The sequence below is a fragment of the Psychrobacter alimentarius genome (assembly GCF_001606025.1).
GTDB lineage: Bacteria > Pseudomonadota > Gammaproteobacteria > Pseudomonadales > Moraxellaceae > Psychrobacter > Psychrobacter alimentarius.
The window spans coordinates 2,493,827-2,516,986 of record NZ_CP014945.1; the positions used below are offsets into that span (position 1 = coordinate 2,493,827).

Here is a 23,160-nt window from a genome sequence, read left to right on the forward strand (position 1 = left end):
ACCTATTATAAAATAACGGTAATGAGCGATGACAATAAAAACAACCATTCCTATATCTACGATCAATTCAGATACGAGTCTCAATCGTAAACCAGTAACTGTTATCACGACTTGTTATGGACGAAACCGTCACCTTTACAACTTATTGGCCAGCCTCACGCATGGCAGCATACAGCCTGATGAAGTAATTATTGTCAATGATGATGCTGATCCTCAGTGCTTGGCTAAGTTCCCTTTAAACATCGTACAAATTCCCACAACCATCAATGCGTCAACTGACAATATGTCCGACGTACCTACCAAGACAAGATTTGATATTGGTCACAATCGCAATCTGGGAGCTGCTCGCGCTACTCATGATTTGCTAATATTTTTAGACGTGGATTGTATCGTCGCGCCGACGTTTATTGAGCAGTTAAGTGCTAAACTGCAAGCGCAACCGAATGGGCTATTGATGGGGCAACCGCGCTATCTGACGCGGCCATTATCAGAAGAAGAAAGCAGCAAATTACAATGCGGTACGCTCTCTATGAATTGTTTGAATAGGCTCTCTGTATATAACCCTTATCGTGATAATTTTGATGATAATGAGTCTATTCCTTTAGCCCTGAATCAAACTGCGACTAAAAAAACAGCAATGAAAAAAACTGACGATTATGGCGCATTTTGGAGCTTATGCTTTGCTATTACTCGCCAGCAATTTGAGCAACTTGGCGGATTTGACACCCAATATACAGGTTATGGGGCAGAAGACACGGACTTGGCGTTTACCGCACGCCAGCTGAATATTGATTTTTATCTCACGGCTGATGTGGTTTATCACCAGCAGCATAGTGTCTATAGGCCGCCGCTCAATCATTTAGACAGTATTGTCATTAACGCCAATCGCTTCTATGATAAATGGCAATGCTGGCCGATGGATGGATGGCTTTTGTCGTTTGCAGACATGGGACTGATCAATTGGCAAGCCAACCAGTCAACCCCAATTACTCTGATACGTAAGCCCAGTCATGCTGAAATAGAATCTGCTCATTGCCCTCACGCAGCATACGTTTGATGTAAGATGCCTATCATTGACTGATTCGTTCTGAATAACCGATCTTACATAGCTAGTATTGGCGAATGATTTCTACTTCTGGCGGCGGTGCGCTCATCTCTTGGCGTTCAAACTCCCAATTATGCCCTTGCCAAAAATGAGCCGTCTTATCGTTATCATTAAACCCAAGCATCAACAGTCTCAATGGCAACTCTGTGTTTTGAATGTGCTGCAAATGCGTTCGAGCCGCAAGCAACAATCGATACAGTAGAAACCCTGACGAAGGTGCCGATGAGTGAATATCGGTAAAGCATGGATAATCAGCAACGACTGGATGCTGCTCTGATAAAACACCGTGATGCTGCGTGTTTTGTAGCAACGCTTGCACAGATGATGGGACAGTTAGTATACGCTCATCAGTGATGGGATCATCATGCGGACTTGGATCGTCATCTAGCGAGGGAAATTGATAAGACTGATTGCTCAGCAAGATGCCTAAAGGTGCTGACTTTGCCATGCGCTTGATGACCGACACATTATTGCTGCGCGGCGGCAAGCCAAAATGCAATTTACTGTCACCAATTTGACGAAAAAACAATAGCTTGGGTAGTGTACTGGCGAGCGGATGGTTGGCAAAAAACTCTGCATGTATAAAGTGATTGAATAACACCAACACATCGTCAGGCTGCAATAATGCCTCAAGTTGATCCGTACCAATCGATGGATTATTGGCGATAAATACAAGGCGATTGTTTTGCGCTAAGGCAGTTTGAATATTGGTGGGCAAACTTGTAAAAGCAGCCTGTTCTGTACTGATATTATTTATATTGGCTTCGCTATCTTGTGATAGTGAACGATCATTTGAAGGTATCGAGGTTTTTATGTGCGCCATTTTTGTCCTATTTGATATCAATACTCTATTACATACCCATCAAGCATCGTGTGCCATTGGATTTTCTCTGAGAGCCGTTAAGCGAGCTTAGGCGGTACAGAATACGTACCCACAACATGAGCCACCAAGTCGCTTGTTCCTTCTGAATAAAGCGACACCTCCCCCACTATGAGCGTGCGTCCGACTTTCATTAACGTACACTCTGCAATGATACGCGCCTCTGCTGAAGGTTTACGCAAAAAATTGATGGTGAGGCTTGTTGTCACTGTCAATGGTACAATGCCAATCTTACCAAGTATCGCCACATAGATAGCCACATCGGCAATGCTCATGAGCACAGGTCCCGATACCGTACCGCCAGGACGCAGCTCGTTGATGCCGATATCATGCGATAAGGTTGCCCCCATCTCATCCACTGATTCAACGACGCATTTGGTTTGTGGGAACTCTACTGCCATAAAGGCCGTGATTTCTTCTTTAGTTGCAGACATGCTCTTCCCTTAGCGATTTTTTTATTAGAGACTGCTATCCTGATTCATCAATGTACAACGGGTGTACCCTCTGTACTAAACGCAAAGCCTTTATTGCTAAAATTACCAATCATAACCGCTTCAATAACAGGTTTGACTGTCTCATCAACGCCTTCAACTTCGATGATAAAATTGGCACCTGAACCGCCTTTGTCTTCTTCTTTTTCAACAATGTAATTCAGCGTTGCCATCGCAGGAAGCTTTATAGGCTTGGTCAAATAAGATTTAATTAAAGTACCACCCGTATCATAATAATCAATCTTATTGACGTAGAGAGACTTATCTAAAGTGGTATTACGGACGCTTAGCGTCGCCGACAATAGGACTTTGCGATTGTCTCTGTCGGTATAAATGTCTGAATAAATCGGCACATAAAAGGTTTGCTTGTAGCTAAGCCGACTGTGATCCACATCCGATATCATCTCCAATGCTTCAATCGGATCTTCATGGCTCTCTGATAAGACAACATTGGGATCTTGCGCAGACTGACCACAGCCTGATAATAGTGCCGTGGTCGCGATCAATAAGATGGACATATTGTACTTATTCATAAGTTTTCCCTTTTGCCGTTTTACGTCACTGCCATCGCAATCGTCTATTTTATTTTGACACCAACGCTACGCAAAAACTGGTTGATGTCATCGTTTGCGCCGTAGATGACCAGTACGTCCTTATCTTGCAATATTTGCTCAGGCATCGCCAATCCTCGAATGCTTGGTTTGCTTTGCGTACGACCAAAGCTGTCTTCATAATACTCATAGCGCAGGGTACTAAGCAATCGAATATTAAACTTTTGCTCGAATTCTAGCTTACCCACACTTTGACCAATCAGCGTTCTTGGAATGCTAATTTCTACCAGGCTAAAGTGATCACTCAGCTCAAACGAGTCTACAAAGTAACGCAGCGACAGCCTTTTTGCCCAGCGCTTGGCCGCTTCTTTTTCGGGATGGATAAGATCATCCACCCCGATGGCTTGCAGAACTTTTTCGTGTAATGGATTGATACTTCGACTGATCAAACGCTTGGCTTTTAAGGTTTTAAATAAAGCCGTCACCATCACATTCTCGCCTTGGTCTTCGCCAATAGCCACGATAACAATATCGGTATCGCTAATGGGTAAACCTTTCACGGTATACTCATCTGTTGCATCCATACAAATGGTATGAGAAATGACTTCTTTATAGGCCTCAACCTTTTGCATACTACTATCAATGGCGATCACTTCATGACCTTGACGGGTCAGTGCTATTCCTAACGATGAGCCAAAATTGCCTAATCCTACGATGATATATTTCATGACCTTAAGCCTTGTTTCGTTATTTTTTAAACCCTTTAACCGTCTGATTTAGCGACTGTTAAATAAACTGTTAAATCTAAAACCACCACCCTGACCCCTAACTGACAGCCTATTTACTGCCCGTTAGTTAATCGTAATCTCTTCTGTCGGATAATGATAATGACGCGGACGTCTGTTTTTGAGTAGCGCGATAAAGATGGTCAGCATACTCACCCGCCCAACAAACATAATGACAGAAACCACGATTTTACTAAAATCTGATAGCTCCGTTGTCAAGTTCAAACTAAGACCAACTGTGCTATACGCTGAAAAACACTCAAAGACCACTTTTATCAAATCAAGTTCTGGTTGATCGTAACTGATAAGCGTCACGCCCGTACCGATGACAAGTAATGACAACCACATGATAGAAAACGCGCGACGAATAGATATCTCAGCGATTTGTCGTTTGAATACTTCTACCTTGTTCTGTCCACGCGCCAGACTTAAAGTATTCAATAGCGCAATGGCAAACGTACTGGTCTTGATACCACCACCCGTTGAGTTGGGCGATGCACCAATCCACATTAAAAATATCGTCAGCATAATCGTTGGAAACGCAAGCGTCCCCATATCAACGCTATTAAATCCAGCGGTTCGTGGCGTCGCACCAGTGAAAAACGCTGTGACGAGCTTACCAAAAAAGCTGGTATGCTCAGCAAGTACACTGTTGTACTCAAAAATCATCACCCCAATAACCCCGATCAATAATAACGCACCTGTCATAATCAAGGTAATACGGCTATTGATATTAAGCAACCAAGGCTGATAGGCACAGCGCTGATCATTACGATATAGCAGTCGCTGGGCACGATAACGCAAATAACGCAGTACGTTGACCACGATCGTAAAACCCATACCACCAAAGATAAAAGTGGTCACAATGATCAGTTGTAATGGATAATTGAAGCGTAGCGAATCATCGTACAGTCCAGCACTAAATGTAGAGAACCCCGCATTACAAAAAGCCGAAACGGCATGAAAAACAGAAAAAAACAGCTGCTCTGACCAGTCCATACTTTCGATATTGTAGATACTGACATAAATAAGTGCGGCCGCTACGGCCTCAACGACAAAGGTAACATATAAGATAGATTTGAGTGTCGAGACCACATCACTCATACCGCTCATGTGCGACATCTCACTAATACTCGCCTGCGTCTCATAACTGACGCCACCTTTAAAGAAGTAACTAAAGTACGTCACAAACGTCAAAATACCGAGTCCACCGATTTGTATCAGTCCCATGATGATGACTTGCCCAAAAGTCGTAAAATAGGTTGCGGTGTCCACCACAATCAGACCCGTCACACAAACCGCACTCGTTGCCGTAAAGAGCGCATCAATAAAAGACAATGGCTGCGTCGTGGCATTGGGCATCATCAATAATAATGCGCCAATCAATACGACAGACAAGAAACTTAAGATAAAAAACTGGGCAGGGTTTAAAAAAGTACGTTTGAGATTAAAATCGTGATCAGACATTTCACGAATAAAAGTGACAAATACTGCAATTTTTATGGCAACAAACCCATCAACAGGGCCGGATAGTCCTAAGCGTACCAAATCCGTAAAGTGCGCACCTAACAGGATAATAATGGCAATACTGGTAAAAAAGTCAAAAACCGCTACCTTGCTCAAGGTCAGCGGTTTTTTGGTATAGAGATAGCGCCCTGCGGTTAGCGTAAAACCTAGAAAGATAATGGCCAAATAAAAGATATGAAAAACTTGTTGTAGCCACGTGGGTAAGGTAAAACCGCTATCTAATAAAGCAACTGCGACACCAATAATACTAATGAAAATCATAAAATTGTTTAACAATCGATAACGCGTGGCTGCATTCATAGCCTTAATCCATGATGGAAATAACCACGGTATTTATACTCCTTTTTTTTACTATGCACAAAAAATGATTATAGATAATCGTAACCAATTATTAAACACTCATACTTAATATGAAATAATAGAGCAAGATAAAAACCCTCGTCACACTGTGAAATATGCACCTGCGCTATCAGCTAATACGTTATTTTTTAACAATCTTGGCCGACATCTTTACCCCGCCCCATGTCACCAAAGCCACACCAAGCGCGATCAATGACGCACCCAAAAACAAACCTGCCGGCGGATTCTCTCCTTGCAAAAAAATAGCCACAGGAACACCAACCACTGCACCAACCGAACCCAATAAACTCAATAAAACGGGGCCTCCTGTCTTTTGTAGCACAAATAGCAGTAAAAACTGACCGGCAAACAAACCTGCTTGCACGACTATCACTCCGAAGGGCAGCCATCCTGTCAACGACACATGGACTGAAAAATCAGGCAACGCGCTACACATAAACAGCAGTAACGCAGCCGCTATTAACATACCAGGAGCTAAGGCATTCGGCGATGCTTGGTCAGGCCAGCGTAACGTGCGGTATATATTGCCAACTGCCAAAAGAACAGGCCCACAAAGTGCCAGCAAAATCCAAACGATACTGGCATCTGGTGCTGAAAACTTACGCACAGCCAGTACTCCTGCCCCAGTCAGTGCTGCTGCCACACCCAACGCACGGATAATATTAAAGCGTTCCATACGCAGCATTAGTGCACCCAGATAAGTGAGCAACGGAGGCAGCGAGACAATTAACGCAACGAAGCTGGCACCAACATGCGGAATAGCAGAAAATAGCAATAAATTAGAACCGGCAACACTGACCAGAGCGGCGACAAAATAATACTCGAAGCTGCGCGCCGTTAAAGGAGGTAATTCTTTTTTGATGATCGCCACTACCAATAAAATAATGGCTGCGCCTGTGATTGACCAAAATAAAAAAGCCAGCGGCGTGACCCCTATCTCATTCGCATATTTTGCCAAATTGGTAGAGATACCTATTAGCGCGCCCCCAACCAACAAGCACGTAAAAGGGATAAGCCATGCGTGCTTATTGTGACTTGTCTGCTGTTTTGACACATCACTCATCAATTATCCTATCAGGTGAGCGTTTAGATGACCTTTTAAATGGCATGGCGATGTTACTTACTTGGTCGCACATCTGACTGATAGCACTCTTAGCCACACAACCTGCCTTCTTGCTGGTAAGCTCGTCATTGATCGCTTATGATTTACGACTCGACTACTCAGGCAACAATTTAGTAAGCATCTCATCTATCTCAACTTTGAACTCTCTGTCTTCAATTTTATTGGCACTGATTTTGGCATTCTGTAGGCTTTTGATGGCAGCCTCTGTGTCACCCATCTCAAGCTGTAGAACCGCCATCGAAAACGCAATCGATGACATATGATCTTTTGAATTTATAGCTGCCGCTTTCGTCAGTGCTTTTTCATAGATAACCAACGCTTCATCCAAGTCTTCAGTAAAATCTGCAAGCGTCTCCCACTGCTCTGGATGGTCTTTACCGGTGTTTTCGTTATCAATACAAATGGCCTTTAGCTCTGCATATAGTGTATCGAATTCTGCTTGATTGCCTTTGCGATCCGCTTCTAGCAAGTCTTCAGCCAAGGTGTAAATCGCTTTATATATTTTGGTATTAATCATTACTCATAACCTTTGTATACTATTCTTTAGGGGGTTTTTAGATGACAGTGGATTTTAGACATGAGAAAAATAAGAACCGTCAGAATCTGCCATCATAGACGAAACACGGACGCTTGGCGCGTATTTATACGCAATCACACCAAAACAGTTTTGTGAAAAATAAGTCGATTTACTTTAAAACCGATACAGTGCTACTGAGATGTATGATGAAATCCTCATTAAAATAACACAAGATGTCATGAAGCTCAGGCGTTTGTTTTCTCTAAAATAAAACGAAAAAAGCAAGACATGCGCTGTCTTGCTTTTTTGACTACGGTTATTTATTAAAACTAGCGAATGATTTGACTATATTTGGCACAAGAAGCTGGCTGCCAATAAAACTCAGTAGCACCAAACTCATCATCACGCATACGACCTTCATAGGTATTATCAAAGATGATTTTATATTGGCAAGTGTCTACGTTGTTATTGGCATCATAAAACTTGAGAATATAATCCCATTCACGAGCATTAAAACCTTCGCTAAAGTGCGGTGTACCGATTAATTTATAAATCTCATCTTTGGTCGTGCCCACTTTGATCTTAGCAATATCATCTTGAGTGGCAATAGTGCCACCTTTTTGCCATGCCTTTTGTGCATCAGGAAACACAAGATTGTTGGCATCCACTGAACCATGCTGAGCACCAGGCGTCAAATGCCAAGTTGGCATGATATTTTTTTGAGTACAACCCGCTGTGAATAGTAAAGCGGTCGTGACTAACAAGCTATAACGATATACAGATTTTTTCATTATCTATCCCTTAATATATTTTATGAGTAAGCTGACAGCGCTTATTGATCAATTAAAAGCGCTGCCATAAAGTCATGTGGTTCAATTAGAAATGGAAGCCTGCACCAACTGCGCCGCCTGCATTTCCTTGGGTATCTGCTGTACCATTTACCTTGATTACCCAGCGGCCATTATCAGATACTTTGGACACACCAATTGCAACTGCACTCTGGCCGTTGTAAGTGGCGATACCACCGCCAACCATTGACTTACCAGGGATATAAGCTTGCGGTAGTGAAGACATTGCCATGGCAGCTGAAATACCTGCATTTGCGTCATCTTCTACTTCGTTAATCTTATAACCCAACTCATTGACACTATTGCTCAGCTTATTATCAAGTGCAGTTAATTGACCAAGATTGACCGCATCATTAACCTCGATACCATCAGCAACACCAGTAATGGTTTTATCACCTGCGTTGATACCTGCTGTTGTCATACTCGGACCATCTTTGATGGTCACGCCCGTATTATTGACCGTTGTATTACCAGTAGTAACTGTATCAGCTGTGATGTTATCCACATCGATATTGCCATTCAAATCAAACTTGATGCCACTGCTGGTAGCGGTTGTCGTGATGTTGTTACCACCTTCAAACTTCAATGCTGTCGTATCGCCAATCGGCTTACTGATAGTAGCGCCACTATCAGCACCGAAGCTTAACCCTGCATCCAGTCTGTCTGTATTGGCTTGAATGTTTTCATTGGCTTGAGCATTGCTTTGATTGACTGCTGCAATAGCATCACTGATATTGCCTTTGCCAGTTCCGCCAATATTGCTAGCAGTTAGGTTGCCTGACGCATCAAGTGCCGCATCACCACCAATGATACTCGCCACACCATTTCCAAGATTATGCAACTGACTGCCGTTGACAGCATCTGTACTACCCGCACTAACGTTACCTGCTTTAACATTGGTGATCGTTGTACCTGCAGCGCCGCCACCTAAAGTAATGCTACCTTTATTGACTGTACCATCAGCGTTTTTGTCATATTGAACTGCACCCGCTGTTAAATCAGTCAAACCATTTGATACAGCATCTACCTGGCCTTTAGTAGCAGCATCATTAGCTGCCACGCCATCGGCGACATTGGAAATAGTGCGATTACCTGCATTAATACCAGTAGATGTGACGCTTGGTCCGCCAACAATCATCAAACCATTCGCGCCATAGTTGCTGGTATTTGTACCATCAGTAACGTTGGTGCCTGTGGCCGTCATAGCTGTGACATTACCATTGCCATCGTCAATTCTAACGCCTGAATTATTGGTCACAGTGTTGCCTGTTCTAATACTTCCAGTGACACCAAGGTCAATGTTTTGCGCTAGGTTATAGTTGATGCCATTAGCACCATTACTACTGACTACTAAGTTACCGTCGGTATTAGTAAAGTCAACAGTTTCACCCAATTGAACATTGTCAGTTGTACCACCAGCACTAATATTAAAGCCTTGATTGATCGCTGCAGTGTTGCTTGTAGTACGATTATCTAAATTACCTAATGCAGCGCCCACGTTGTTAACGGTAATGTTTGTTTCGGTGTTGTTTCCATCATCCAGTGTGTAGGTTGGTGCACTGACTGTACCAGTCACTGCATTGTAACTAGCTGCACCGCCTAAGTTGGCTGCTGTGCTAACTCCTAGTGCATCTGTTTTAGCATCAGCAGCACTGTTTGACGCCTGTAGCTGACCGAAAGTAGCCGCATCATTGTCTGCTACACCATTGGCAACGTTAGAGATGGTACGATTGCCTGCATCGATACCAGCAGCTGTGATGCTTGGGCCTGTAGCACCGTTGGCATCAGTAAAGCTTAGGCCTGTTTGGTTCACAAGCGTGCTGTTACCGTTACCATCTGTTGCCACAAAGCCATTGGCACCATAGTTGCTAGTGTTTGTGCCATCAGTGACGTTGGTGCCTGCTGCCGTTAAGGTGCTAACGTTGCTACCATTGGTAATGGTATTGCCCAATACTGTGCTGTTATTGCTGTTACCATCAATGTCCATCACATTCGTGCCAGTTGCTGTAAGCGTGGTCACGTTGCCGTTACCATCTTTTGCAGTCACGCTATCGATATCAAGATCACGAGCAGTTTTGACTTCATAGTTACTAGCCCCTGTTAGAGCATCCGTGGTTTCAGTAACGACGATGTTTTCGCCTTGAGTCACGGTGGTCTTCGCTCTGGTAGCAGTTTGTCTTACGTTGGTGATGGCACCGTCAATGGTGTCAGCACCAGTACCACCGATGTTGGTTGTGGTGACCACACCGCCTCTGTTCACAGCATTACCGCCGATAACGGTCTTAACAGAATCTGCCGTTGTAAACAGCTGACCGCCGTTGATAGCTTCTTTGCTGTTCACGGCAATGCTTCCATCAGCCACATTGGCCATAATTTGGCTGCCTGCATCGATACCATCAGCTGTGATGCTTGGACCTGTGGCACCGTTGGCATCAGTGAAGCTTAGGCCTGTTTGGTTCACAAGCGTGCTGTTACCATTACCATCTGTTGCCACAAAGCCATTGGCACCATAGTTGCTAGTGTTTGTGCCATCAGTGACGTTGGTGCCTGTGGCTGAGGTAGCCGCTCTATTGCCTGCATTATCAAAGACAACATTACCTTGTGCGCCGCTCAGATTGGCATTGCCTGCTTGATCAAATAGAGCGTTACCGATGGCGCCACTTAGGTTAACGTTACCCGAATCATCAAGTATGGCGTTACCGATAGCAGCGCTTGCATTAGTATTGCCTGAGTCATCGGTCAATATGGTACTGCCAGCATTGTATCTGCCAGTATTACCGTTACCATCTGTTGCCACAAAGCCATTGGCACCATAGTTGCTAGTGTTTGTGCCATCAGTGACGTTGGTGCCTGCTGCCGTTAAGGTGCTAACGTTGCTACCATTGGTAATGGTATTGCCCAATACTGTGCTGTTATTGCTGTTACCATCAATGTCCATCACATTCGTGCCAGTTGCTGTAAGCGTGGTCACGTTGCCGTTACCATCTTTTGCAGTCACGCTATCGATATCAAGATCACGAGCAGTTTTGACTTCATAGTTACTAGCCCCTGTTAGAGCATCCGTGGTTTCAGTAACGACGATGTTTTCGCCTTGAGTCACGGTGGTCTTCGCTCTGGTAGCAGTTTGTCTTACGTTGGTGATGGCACCGTCAATGGTGTCAGCACCAGTACCACCGATGTTGGTTGTGGTGACCACACCGCCTCTGTTCACAGCATTACCGCCGATAACGGTCTTAACAGAATCTGCCGTTGTAAACAGCTGACCGCCGTTGATAGCTTCTTTGCTGTTCGCGGCAATGCTTCCATCAGCCACATTGGCCATAATTTGGCTGCCTGCATCGATACCATCAGCTGTGATGCTTGGACCTGTGGCACCGTTGGCATCAGTGAAGCTTAGGCCTGTTTGGTTCACAAGCGTGCTGTTACCATTACCATCTGTTGCCACAAAGCCATTGGCACCATAGTTGCTAGTGTTTGTGCCATCAGTGACGTTGGTGCCTGTGGCTGAGGTAGCCGCTCTATTGCCTGCATTATCAAAGACAACATTACCTTGTGCGCCGCTCAGATTGGCATTGCCTGCTTGATCAAATAGAGCGTTACCGATGGCGCCACTTAGGTTAACGTTACCCGAATCATCAAGTATGGCGTTACCGATAGCAGCGCTTGCATTAGTATTGCCTGAGTCATCGGTCAATATGGTACTGCCAGCATTATATCTGCCAGTATTACCGTTACCATCTGTTGCCACAAAGCCATTGGCACCATAGTTGCTAGTGTTTGTGCCATCAGTGACGTTGGTGCCTGCTGCCGTTAAGGTGCTAACGTTGCTACCATTGGTAATGGTATTGCCCAATACTGTGCTGTTATTGCTGTTACCATCAATGTCCATCACATTCGTGCCAGTTGCTGTAAGCGTGGTCACGTTGCCGTTACCATCTTTTGCAGTCACGCTATCGATATCAAGATCACGAGCAGTTTTGACTTCATAGTTACTAGCCCCTGTTAGAGCATCCGTGGTTTCAGTAACGACGATGTTTTCGCCTTGAGTCACGGTGGTCTTCGCTCTGGTAGCAGTTTGTCTTACGTTGGTGATGGCACCGTCAATGGTGTCAGCACCAGTACCACCGATGTTGGTTGTGGTGACCACACCGCCTCTGTTCACAGCATTACCGCCGATAACGGTCTTAACAGAATCTGCCGTTGTAAACAGCTGACCGCCGTTGATAGCTTCTTTGCTGTTCGCGGCAATGCTTCCATCAGCCACATTGGCCATAATTTGGCTGCCTGCATCGATACCATCAGCTGTGATGCTTGGACCTGTGGCACCGTTGGCATCAGTAAAGCTTAGGCCTGTTTGGTTCACAAGCGTGCTGTTACCGTTACCATCTGTTGCCACAAAGCCATTGGCACCATAGTTGCTAGTGTTTGTGCCATCAGTGACGTTGGTGCCTGCTGCCGTTAAGGTGCTAACGTTGCTACCATTGGTAATGGTATTGCCCAATACTGTGCTGTTATTGCTGTTACCATCAATGTCCATCACATTCGTGCCAGTTGCTGTAAGCGTGGTCACGTTGCCGTTACCATCTTTTGCAGTCACGCTATCGATATCAAGATCACGAGCAGTTTTGACTTCATAGTTACTAGCCCCTGTTAGAGCATCCGTGGTTTCAGTAACGACGATGTTTTCGCCTTGAGTCACGGTGGTCTTCGCTCTGGTAGCAGTTTGTCTTACGTTGGTGATGGCACCGTCAATGGTGTCAGCACCAGTACCACCGATGTTGGTTGTGGTGACCACACCGCCTCTGTTCACAGCATTACCGCCGATAACGGTCTTAACAGAATCTGCCGTTGTAAACAGCTGACCGCCGTTGATAGCTTCTTTGCTGTTCGCGGCAATGCTTCCATCAGCCACATTAACAATCTTAACGCCACTCGCATCGAAACCATTGCCTTTAACCACACCAGTAAAGGTTGGGGCATCAGCAAAGTCAAACACAACATTATTGCCTGTCTTAGTTGCTGTTAGATTGAGGTCATTAGAGCTGACAGTCTGTACCGCTGTGTCTGCTTTACTTAGACTGGTTTTGGTATCTACACTTAGATCTACTGCATAGTCAGTCACATTATTGGCGTTTTTGGTGCCAGCTGTGACTGTAACTGCATTTGATCCACCAGAAACGGTCGATTTGTCAGCGTTGACAGTATAGATGCTTTCACCATTAGTGCCTGTTGTTTCTGCTACATTAGTAACGTTAGTACCTGCCGCTACTTGCGTCTTCGCTGCTTTGACTTGGCCAAAGTTTGCAGCATCAGTATTAGCAGTGCCGTTAGCCACATTGGTAACCCTACTGCCAGCTGCATTGATACCAGTAGAGGTTACACTTGGTCCATTAGTAATCGTTAGACCATTAGCACCATAACTGCTGGTATTAGCGCCATTGGTAACACTAGTGCCTGCTGTAGTTAGGGTAGCAACGTTAGCACCATTTGCCACTCTAACACCTTCATTATTTATAACTGTATTACCTGTAGTCACACTACCAGTAGAACCAAGATTGAGGTTTGGCGACAAGTTGAACGTAAGGTTGGATCCAGTACGTGTAATAGCAATGTTGCTATCAGTATTTCTAAAATCAACTGTGCCATTTGGCGCAATATTCTGCGATGCAGCACCGTTAGCGCTCACATTCCAGCCCGAAGCAGCATATTGAACTGCTTGTTGAACGGTCGTGTAGTTATTACCATTTATTTGCAATCTTGTAGAAACCGTATGGTTATCAGTATTGTAAGAAGAAGTACCGCCTAGAGAGCTTGCGACACTCTGACCCACCGTATCCAAATTATTGCCTAATGAAGTAACGGCTTGATTGGTACGGAATAGCTGACTGCCATTTATAGCGTCAGTACTCGTATCACTTACACGTCCAGCAGCAACATTGGTAATTGTGCGTTTTTCACCTTCTAACGTACCCACACTCACGGTTGCTATGGGAGTAGTGCCTGCATAAGTATAAGTGACACGGTCAATTGTTGCATCTGATGTACCAACAGCTGCCTGAGTTCTTGCACCATCACCTAGTGCAACAGATCGTGCATTGACGGCTTCTGCCCCACGGCCGATAGCAGTAGCATTAGTAGCGGTAGCACGAGCCCCAGAGCCTAAAGCTAATGAATCCATCGCTAGCGCCTGAGCACTTTGACCAAAAGCTGATGCGTTTTGTGCCGTAGCGTCTGAGTCAAAACCGACTGCCAGCGACTTATTAGCAGAAGCCACTGCTCTATCACCTATGGCAGTCGCAGATTCAGCTTCAGCGCGGGTCAACACACCCAATGCCAAAGCATTAAGCTCACTAGCAGTTGAACGATCTCCAATTGCAATACTGCCACGATTTCGAGCAGCCTCCTCTGATGTCAAAGGTGCAAAACCAGATACCGCACTGGTTCCTATAGCAATACTATCTGTACCTAAGCCTTTTGCATCAGTACCATTGGCAACAGCACTGGTGCCACTAGCAGCGGCATTAGTGCCGCTTGCCTGTGCGTTTCGACCACTGGCGCTTGCACTGGTACCCCTTGCTTGAGAATTGATTCCAGTAGTTTCAGAATTAGTACCGAATGCTTGTGAGTCCACCGCTAATGCTTTTGCGTTAAAGCCTTGGGCTGTTGCCCTTGTGGCAGCTGATAATGACTGCTCACCAATAGCGATGCCATTATTGGCAGTGACCTCAGCACGTGTACCAATAACAATAGCGTTATCTACTGTACTGCCAGACTGAAAATCAGCCTCAGCACCTGTCCCCATGACGATAGAATTTCGACCTTGACTGACTGCTTGCTGTCCTACTGCGATCCCACCTTGACCATAAGCCGCTGTACCATTATTACCTATTGCAGTTGAGTTCACAGCTTTAGCATTAACATTGTTACCGATCGCAACACCGCTTCTTGCACCTGAGTCCACTACAGCAGTATGACCTACAGAAAGCGATGAGTTTCCTCCAGCAACGGCAGCAGGCCCAATAGCTAAAGCATCAGCCCCGCTAGCACCATCATTTTGTCTGTTGGCTGTATTAACAGTATTGACACTAAAGTATTTCGTACCGTTCTCTGTAATAGCTTCATTCAACTGACCAACGTTAACCACATCAGTTGCTGCCTGCCCTTTTGCTACATTTGAGATTCGACGATCACTTCCGGTTCCTTGATAGCGGACCACATCTTCTGGCAATGCAGCTGAGCTGATTTGCCCGTTAACTGCCCCTGCAATGGCATCTGCAACACTGTTGTATTGTGTATTATCGATAGTGATACCACTGTACGTGCCTGTAGCTTCGTCAAAAACAACGCCTCCTCCTATAAGCGGCGTTATAGAGTCTTGAGCAAGTTTGAGCTGCCCTACGTTAACAGCATCGTATCTTTGCGAACCATCTGCAACATTCACAATACGGCGTTGAAACTCTCCGCCTACTACCGAACTACCTACAGATATCACTGATTCGGGCCTAGAACTGCCAGTCAAATAGCCGCTCCCCATCGCATCCGTATTCAACGCTTGCGAATTGCGGCCTAATGCAATATTGCTTCCCTCGGCCGTTGCAAGCGCACCAAGCGCAACACCATTAACCCCCGCTTGAGCATCTTTACCTAGTGCTACTGTCTCATCACCTGCAGCACTAGCATTACTACCAAGTGCTACTGAGTTCGTACCAGCACGCGAGCTATTGCCAATTGCAACAGACTGTGACCGACTTTCAGCTACATTATTAGCGTTAGCACCGATAGAAACGTTATTATCCCCAGTCAAGCGGCTCCCAGCTTCAGTGCCGAATGCAACGTTGTCATCACCTATTACATTCTGTCCAGCATTGTATCCAATTGCAGTGGTTCGGTTACCTACTACGTCAGTGCCAGCGTTGGTACCAAGCGCAATATGATCAGTACGATCTCCAGCAAGGTTGCCGACTGTACCGACACCAGCGCCACTACCCAATGCAATACTACGCGCAGTGCCTGCGTAGGCGCCTGTGCCTGCCGCTAAAGTATTGGCTGCTTCTGCTCTAGCATTGTAGCCTGCAGCGAAACTACCGCTACCAGATGCGACAGAGTTAGCCCCCACAGCCGTGGCATTACCAGCACTCGCACGTGCGCTCTTACCAATTGCTGTGGCATCTGATGCTCCTGTTACCTGTGCAGCATCTCCTAATGCTAGGCTACTATTGCCTTGAGCACTGCTATTACGACCAATAGCAATAGCACCTTCTCCGCCTTCACTTTCACCACCTGCTGTAGCACTTTGACCAAGGGCAATAGCGCTTTCACCAAACTCAGTGGTCTTCGCTTCGGGACCAATAGCAACAGAATCAAGCCCATCTGCCATTGCGTCAGGAAGAATGGTATTTGCGCGGAAATATCTGATACCTTCCGCGGTACCCGATTCAAAAAGCAGTTTGTTAATCTGACGACCATTAATCACATCCATGCTGGTAGCAGAAATTTCACCATCACCGACGTTGGTTATTTTTTTATTACCAGCATTGATACCTGCACTTGTGATGCTAGGTCCATTTGTTATAGTCAAACTTTCAACCGCAATATTATTGGCCAAGCCGAATGTAAGGTTAGTGCCGTTACGGCTCACCACTAAGTTGGGATCACTGCTAAAATCAACTGTTCCGCCAGAAGGTACATTGGCTGGTGTTCCACCTTCAGCACTAATATTCCAACCAGCACTGGCGATTCTTCTGACTTCGGCAATATTGGTGGTATTAGTGCTAATCGCATTGGTATTGGCAGCTATATTTGTTTTATTAGTATCGATATTGCCTGCATTAGTAGCAATGGCATTTCTATTAGTGGCAATATCATTTGTGTTAGTAGCAATCGCATTTCTATTAGTGGTAATATCACTAGTATTGATAGCAATCGCATCTCTATTGATTGTAATATCAGCCGTGTTTTGAGCAATCATATCTGAGTCGCTGGGAGCTGCCATCACTTGCATGCTTAACCCAGCACTAATCAGCCCCATACTCAATGCACTTAGGCGTAGTAATCTCACACCTCCTACAGCTTTACCATCAGATACAGTTACTGTACTGGAGCTAACAACGTTGCTAGATGACTTACCTCGGCTCTTTGCATATTCTGCAACGGCCATAAAACAGTTTAGTGATTGATTCCAAATAACTTTATAGCTACGATTCATACTTTCTCATCCTATGACAATTGAGGGCGCTGGGGTGTGGTAAAAAACCTATAGCTAATAAATTTGGAAAAGAAACTTTAGGCTTTATACAAAACATTAATTTAGAAAAAATTAAAAAAACTTTATGTTTCATACAACAAAATAATATTGAAACAATAAAAAAAGCTTAATTAACACTTTCAATACGCTGTGACTATAATGTATTTACATAGATACAATCAATACCACTCGTACCCTCATATTAACCTTTCATCTAAAAATTCACGAGATGGAAAATAGGGAGTTTCTTACTGAAAAAAATTTTGTTAAGATTAAAAATTTTTCTTTTTTAAAAAAATAATTTGATACAATTACTTAAATTTAATTTACTCATCATTTTCAAATTTAAATGAGAAATATTCATTTAACGACTCCCTTTCAAATAACATTTCATATCTATTTCGCTTTACTCAATAGAAAAAATATTTTAAGAGTATTTTTTTAGATTAAGAAAGTATAAAACTGAAAATATAGATAACTTTCTGATAAATATAAGATATCCCTTATATACTCTTTGAACACTACGATTTCTCCCCCTCATTAGACGCTCACTTGTTATATTTTATCTATGGCACCCGAAAGGGCGCATTGTGCCAAGATGAGCAGAATGCTATTCATTTATTAATACTCTAAAATTCAACCTATTCTCATTCTTGTTTTTGTATTCAGGCTTGGCAATCAAGTACCCATCTACATGCCCATAGCATATGATCAAAGATGATGTCGTTTTCTATAGGCGGGTGAATATCGGTGCAATGGATTTAACGCACTTTGTTATGAATTTATACCAAAAAAGAAGATATTCGGAATGAATAAGTGAATAGAGAACTTATTATTAGGTTCCTATCGACTTATTTAATAAAAGAGAAGAAAGCGCAGACATATTATATTTCCCTTATGTTATTAATAACATAAGGGAAATATAATATAAAAAGGCAGATACTAAGTGACGAAAAAACCAAAAGATATTTAAGTAAGGATTTTGAAATTAAAATTTATTGCTCTCGCCAGTGCAACCATAAGCGAGTATCTAATTCAAACTGATGATAGTCCGGTTCCATATGGCAGCATAATTGATAAAAGGATTTGTTATGATCATGCTCTTTGAAGTGCGCCAATTCATGGACAATAATCATCCGTAAAAACTCAGGCGGCGCTTCCTTAAATAGGCTAGCCACCATGATGCTATTGTGTGATTTGAATTTACTGCCTTGTACTCGAGACTGAGTGGTATGAATACCTAGCGCATTTTTCAGCACGGCTAACTTACTACTATAACTGACATTGGATAAAGGGCCGACGTTACGCATATACTGATTTTTTATCTCATTGATATGCTGATACAGTGCTTTGTCACTTTTTATTTCATGTTGATTTGGGTACTTTTTTTCTAAATACTCACCCAGCCTCCCATCGCTGATTAGCAGCGCCGCTTGCGTCTGTATTTGCTCAGAATAATGAGCGATATATTTTAATGTTGTCACAGGTTTGTCCTTAGCGCTTACCTTTGATTGGCTTATGTCTTTGACGTGTATTGACTGCCTTTTTCTATTTTACTTCATATCTCCTTCATCCGTTCTCAAAAATAAACCCCATAAGCCAAAAGTAGCTTATGGGGTTGTTATTTATAAATACTACTTAAACTTACTGTACATACATTGGTAACTCACCGAAGCAGAGAGTTAACGCTCAAGATGTAAGTACTGCAAGTGACGCTCATACTGATTTAGGATATCAACCAATACTTGCTCTTTAGTATAACCAACCAAGTCATACTCTTGCGAGCCCTCACTTAAGAACACCTCAGCACGATAATAAAACTCTGCCTGCTTGTTTGACGTATTCAGTGTAAAATTCGGGCGTTCAGCTTTGATCAAATTGACCTCATAAATAAAGTCATCTTCATCACCATGACCAACACGCAATTTTAGGCCATCTATCTGACCACTGTCCTGACCTATGCCTGCATCGATATTTTGACCGATACTATCAAGATTACGAATATCTAAAGCCGTTTTAAGACCGCCTGCTGCAAACTCTTTTTCCACTTCGGTCATTGCTGGCATCACTACCGTTTGCAAAAATCTTTCGACTTGTTTGTGTCCAGGGAAGCTCACAATACGTTGCAGGCGAGCTTTCCAACCTTTACCACTGTCGAGGACGTTTGCTGTGCCAATCGTACTGGCTTTGCGTTTATTGCCCTCTTCTTTTAATGATTTCCACATCGACATCATATAAAGCACAAGGATCAATGAGAATGGCAGACCAGCAATCACAGAGACCGACTGCAATGAGGCAAAGCCACCAGCAAACAATAAGCCCAAGGTGATAAGACCCGTTGCTGCCGCCCAAAACAAGCGCAACCAGACGGGCGCATCCGTATCATTGGTCATGCCTTTTGAGCTCAGATTTGCCAAGACTAAAGCGCCTGAGTCAGCTGAAGTCACAAAAAATATCAAACCAATAATCACACCAGCAAATGATAAGACGCTGCTGTACGGAAAATACTCAAACAGCGCAAACATACCCATGGCTGCATCATTGACCGCGATTTCACCAAGCTCAGTGGCACCATTGGCAACCAAGTCTATCGCTGAGTTTCCAAAGATAGAGAACCATGCAAAGATAAAACCAAGCGGGATAAACATCACGCCAAACACGAATTCACGTAAGGTGCGACCACGGCTGATACGAGCAATAAACAAGCCTACAAACGGTGCCCAAGCCACCCACCATGCCCAGAAAAATATTGTCCACGCTGATTTCCACTCAGCGCCAGCGGCACCATCATAAGCATAAACGTCAAACGTTTTTGCAACGATGGTTTGAAAATACTGGCCAATATTTTGTGTAAACGCATTTAACAAGTAAACGGTATTGCCCATAATCAATATGGCAAGTAGTAACAATATCGAAGACAGCATGTTAAATTCAGATAAGCGGCGTACGCCTTTTTCAACCCCTGTCATCGCAGAGATAGCAGCAGCAGCAACGACGCCTACAATGATTAAAGCTTGAACGGTTTTGCTAGATTCGATACCGAATACATGGGTCAAGCCAGCATTGGCCTGCAAAACCCCAATACCCAGACTGGTTGCAATCCCCATCAATGTACATACAACACCAAAAGTATCAATGCCATCACCAAGCCAGCCTTTAATCAAGCGCTCGCCAAATATGGGTGTCAAGGGTGAACGCAGCGCAAGCGGCATATTCTTACGATAAGCGAAATACGCTAGTGCCATACCGATGAGGGCATAAATACCCCAACCATGCAAACCCCAATGCAAAAAGGTTTGTGCAAGCGCCTGACGCATAGCCTCAGAGCTAGCAGGCTCAAGTCCGGCATGCGGCGTCAAATAATGCATCAAGGGTTCAGATGCACCAAAAAACAGTAAGTCAATACCGATACCCGCCGAGAACAGCATGGCGGCCCACGCTAAAAAGGGAAACTGAGCCTTTTCATGGTCTTGACCCAGTTTGATATCACCATACTTGGAAAAACCAACAAACAACGCAAATATACTGTACGCGGCCACGACCAGCATATAGTACCAACCAAAATTCGCTGATACCAACGCCATACTTGAGCTAAGTAGTGTTTGACTATAATCTGGAAAAACAATGGTCCAAATTATTAATAAAATAGAAATAATAGCGGAGCCTAAAAACACGACTTTATTTAGGGTTAAGGGTTTTGTCGCATCTTCTGATGGCGAGCTGTACATAAACGACCTCAATAAGTAAATTAGACACTGTGATAGTGCTTTGTCCGTTATAACCTTCTGGATGCATGACGCACAAAGCAGTACCAATAAATAAGAAATGGTTATACAAATAACCGAGACAACGCTAACTATATTAATTGCAATTCATTTAATACATGAGCTACGTCAGCGCTGATAAAAAAGACCTTTGTTTGAAAAGGTCTTTTTGTTGAAGTTGTCTTATCTCACTATTTTGCTGATAATCTTTACAGCCAATTAAAATAGGCTTCTTATACGATAGAGCTATAGTCACGCATCGGCTCGGCTCGTAGTGGTGCGCCATTGGCAACATAATAATCTGCCGTCGAACGTGGCAGTTGCACGCCTTTCATCTTATCAGCGATTTTTTCTGCCAACATAATGGTGGTGGCATTCAGATTACCACTGATGATATTGGGCATAATAGACGCATCGACGACACGTAAGCCATCGATACCATGTACCAAACCTTCACCATTGACGACAGCATCATTACCCTCACCCATCGCACAGGTACAAGAAGGATGGTAGGCTGTCTCACCATGCTCGCGTACATAGTCATCCAACTGCTGATCGGTCACCAAGTCTTCGCTTGGTGAAAGCGCGCGACCACGGTAAGGGTCAAGCGCTGGCTGATGCATGATCTCACGAGTGATACGCATGGCAGCGCGGAACTCTTGCCAGTCTTGCTCATGAGACATGTAGTTAAACAAAATACTTGGATGCGCGCTTGGGTCTTTTGAGGTCAGCTTGACACGGCCACGACTGGGTGAACGCAATGAGCCCACATGTGCTTGAAAACTGTGCGAATCACTGGCACTTCGACCATCATAACGAACCGCAAGTGGCAAGAAATGATACTGAATATTGGGATGCGTAAACTTTTCATCCGTGCGGATAAAGCCGCCCCCTTCGAACTGATTGGAAGCGCCAAGCCCTGTGCCATTGAATAACCACTCCGCACCAATGGCAGGTTTGTTCCACCACTTATTGGCAGGCGCAATCGACACTGGCAGCTTACATTCATACTGCATGTACAGCTCTAAATGATCCTGCAAGTTATTACCCACACCCGGTAAATCTAAGACTTCTGTCACGCCCAAGTCTTTTAACCATTGACCAGGGCCAATGCCTGAACGCTGCAACAGTTGCGGTGAAGCAATCGCACCTGATGAGACAATGACTTCACGAGCAGCGTAGAAGTTTTTGGTCTGACCTTGGTGCTCGACTTTGACACCGACAGCACGCTTACCATCAAATAAGATGACATCTGTCAGCGCACCCGTCAAAATCGTGATATTGCTACGCGTTTTTGCAGTATCCAAATAACCGCGAGCGGTCGACGCACGGCGACCATTAGGCGTCACGAAGCGATCCATTGGACCAAAACCTTCTTGCTGATAGCCATTTAAGTCATCAGTAGCCGGAAACCCAGCTTGCACGCCCGCTTCAATCATCGCCTGAAACAACGGATTGACCCCAGGTTTTGACGTGGTCATCTCAACAGGGCCACCTGCGCCATGGTAGTCATTTTCGCCAACATCACGATTTTCTGACTTCTTAAAATACGGCAAGCAGTCCAGATACGTCCAATCGGACAAACCGTCTATTTTCGCCCAATCATCAAAATCCAACGCATTACCGCGGATATAACACATGCCATTGATCAATGACGAGCCGCCAAGACCTTTGCCTCGGCCGCAGTCCATCACGCGATTGTTCATATAAGGCTCAGGGTCAGTTTTATAACCCCAGTTGTAAGTGGTTCCTTGCAAAGGCATGGCAAGTGCGGCTGGCATCTGAGTGCGAAAGTCCAGTCTATAATCTGGACGACCCGCCTCTAATAGTAATACCTTGATATCCGCATCTTCTGTCAACCGTGTAGCCAAGACGTTCCCTGCAGAACCTGCCCCGACGATAATGTAGTCATACTCAGGTGTGGTTGATGTCATAAAATACTCCATAATCTTAAAAAAAGTCAGT

13 protein-coding genes are annotated in these 23,160 nt (G+C 44.3%); 1 reads left to right on the forward strand and 12 read right to left on the reverse strand.

Going from position 1 to position 23,160, the window contains the following annotated elements:
• Positions 1-28: 28 nt before the first annotated feature.
• A complete protein-coding gene (locus A3K91_RS10215) occupies positions 29-1,057 on the forward strand; it encodes a glycosyltransferase family 2 protein (RefSeq protein WP_062845164.1) in 1,029 nt (342 codons plus the stop codon).
• Between the two features lie 52 nt (positions 1,058-1,109).
• Here the strand turns inward: A3K91_RS10215 and A3K91_RS10220 are convergent, their stop codons facing one another.
• From A3K91_RS10220 to betA, 12 genes are all read right to left on the reverse strand, one after another.
• Positions 1,110-1,928, reverse strand: coding sequence for a hypothetical protein (locus A3K91_RS10220; protein ID WP_062845165.1), 819 nt, complete (start codon positions 1,926-1,928; stop codon positions 1,110-1,112).
• Positions 1,929-2,005: 77 nt separating this feature from the next.
• Entirely contained in the window at positions 2,006-2,419 is a 414-nt protein-coding gene (locus A3K91_RS10225) for a PaaI family thioesterase (RefSeq protein WP_062845166.1), read from the reverse strand.
• A 47-nt stretch (positions 2,420-2,466) separates the two neighbouring features.
• Positions 2,467-3,009 (reverse strand): DUF3124 domain-containing protein, encoded by a 543-nt coding sequence (locus tag A3K91_RS10230; protein ID WP_062845167.1) that lies wholly within the window; start codon positions 3,007-3,009, stop codon positions 2,467-2,469.
• Between the two features lie 44 nt (positions 3,010-3,053).
• Positions 3,054-3,755 (reverse strand): potassium channel family protein, encoded by a 702-nt coding sequence (locus A3K91_RS10235; RefSeq protein WP_062845168.1) that lies wholly within the window; start codon positions 3,753-3,755, stop codon positions 3,054-3,056.
• Between the two features lie 123 nt (positions 3,756-3,878).
• Positions 3,879-5,639 (reverse strand): TrkH family potassium uptake protein, encoded by a 1,761-nt coding sequence (locus tag A3K91_RS10240; RefSeq protein WP_062845169.1) that lies wholly within the window; start codon positions 5,637-5,639, stop codon positions 3,879-3,881.
• A gap of 181 nt (positions 5,640-5,820) precedes the next feature.
• Positions 5,821-6,762, reverse strand: coding sequence for a DMT family transporter (locus tag A3K91_RS10245; protein ID WP_062845170.1), 942 nt, complete (start codon positions 6,760-6,762; stop codon positions 5,821-5,823).
• Between the two features lie 154 nt (positions 6,763-6,916).
• Positions 6,917-7,339, reverse strand: a complete 423-nt coding sequence (locus A3K91_RS10250) for a hypothetical protein (RefSeq protein ID WP_062845171.1) — start codon at positions 7,337-7,339, stop codon at positions 6,917-6,919.
• Positions 7,340-7,668: 329 nt separating this feature from the next.
• The gene (locus A3K91_RS10255; protein WP_062845172.1) at positions 7,669-8,130 is read right to left on the reverse strand and encodes an outer membrane protein assembly factor BamE; all 462 of its coding nucleotides are present in this window, start codon (positions 8,128-8,130) and stop codon (positions 7,669-7,671) included.
• Positions 8,131-8,215: 85 nt separating this feature from the next.
• Positions 8,216-17,392, reverse strand: coding sequence for a YadA-like family protein (locus A3K91_RS10260; RefSeq protein ID WP_062845173.1), 9,177 nt, complete (start codon positions 17,390-17,392; stop codon positions 8,216-8,218).
• Between the two features lie 1,034 nt (positions 17,393-18,426).
• A complete protein-coding gene (locus A3K91_RS10265) occupies positions 18,427-18,915 on the reverse strand; it encodes a M48 family metallopeptidase (protein ID WP_062845174.1) in 489 nt (162 codons plus the stop codon).
• A gap of 198 nt (positions 18,916-19,113) precedes the next feature.
• Positions 19,114-21,159 carry a choline BCCT transporter BetT gene (betT, locus tag A3K91_RS10270; RefSeq protein ID WP_062845175.1) on the reverse strand — a complete coding sequence of 682 codons (2,046 nt, stop codon included), beginning with the start codon at positions 21,157-21,159 and terminating at the stop codon, positions 19,114-19,116.
• Positions 21,160-21,428: 269 nt separating this feature from the next.
• Positions 21,429-23,129: a choline dehydrogenase gene (gene betA / locus A3K91_RS10275; RefSeq protein ID WP_062845176.1), complete on the reverse strand. Its 1,701-nt coding sequence runs from the start codon at positions 23,127-23,129 to the stop codon at positions 21,429-21,431.
• Between the last annotated feature and the right edge of the window lie 31 nt (positions 23,130-23,160).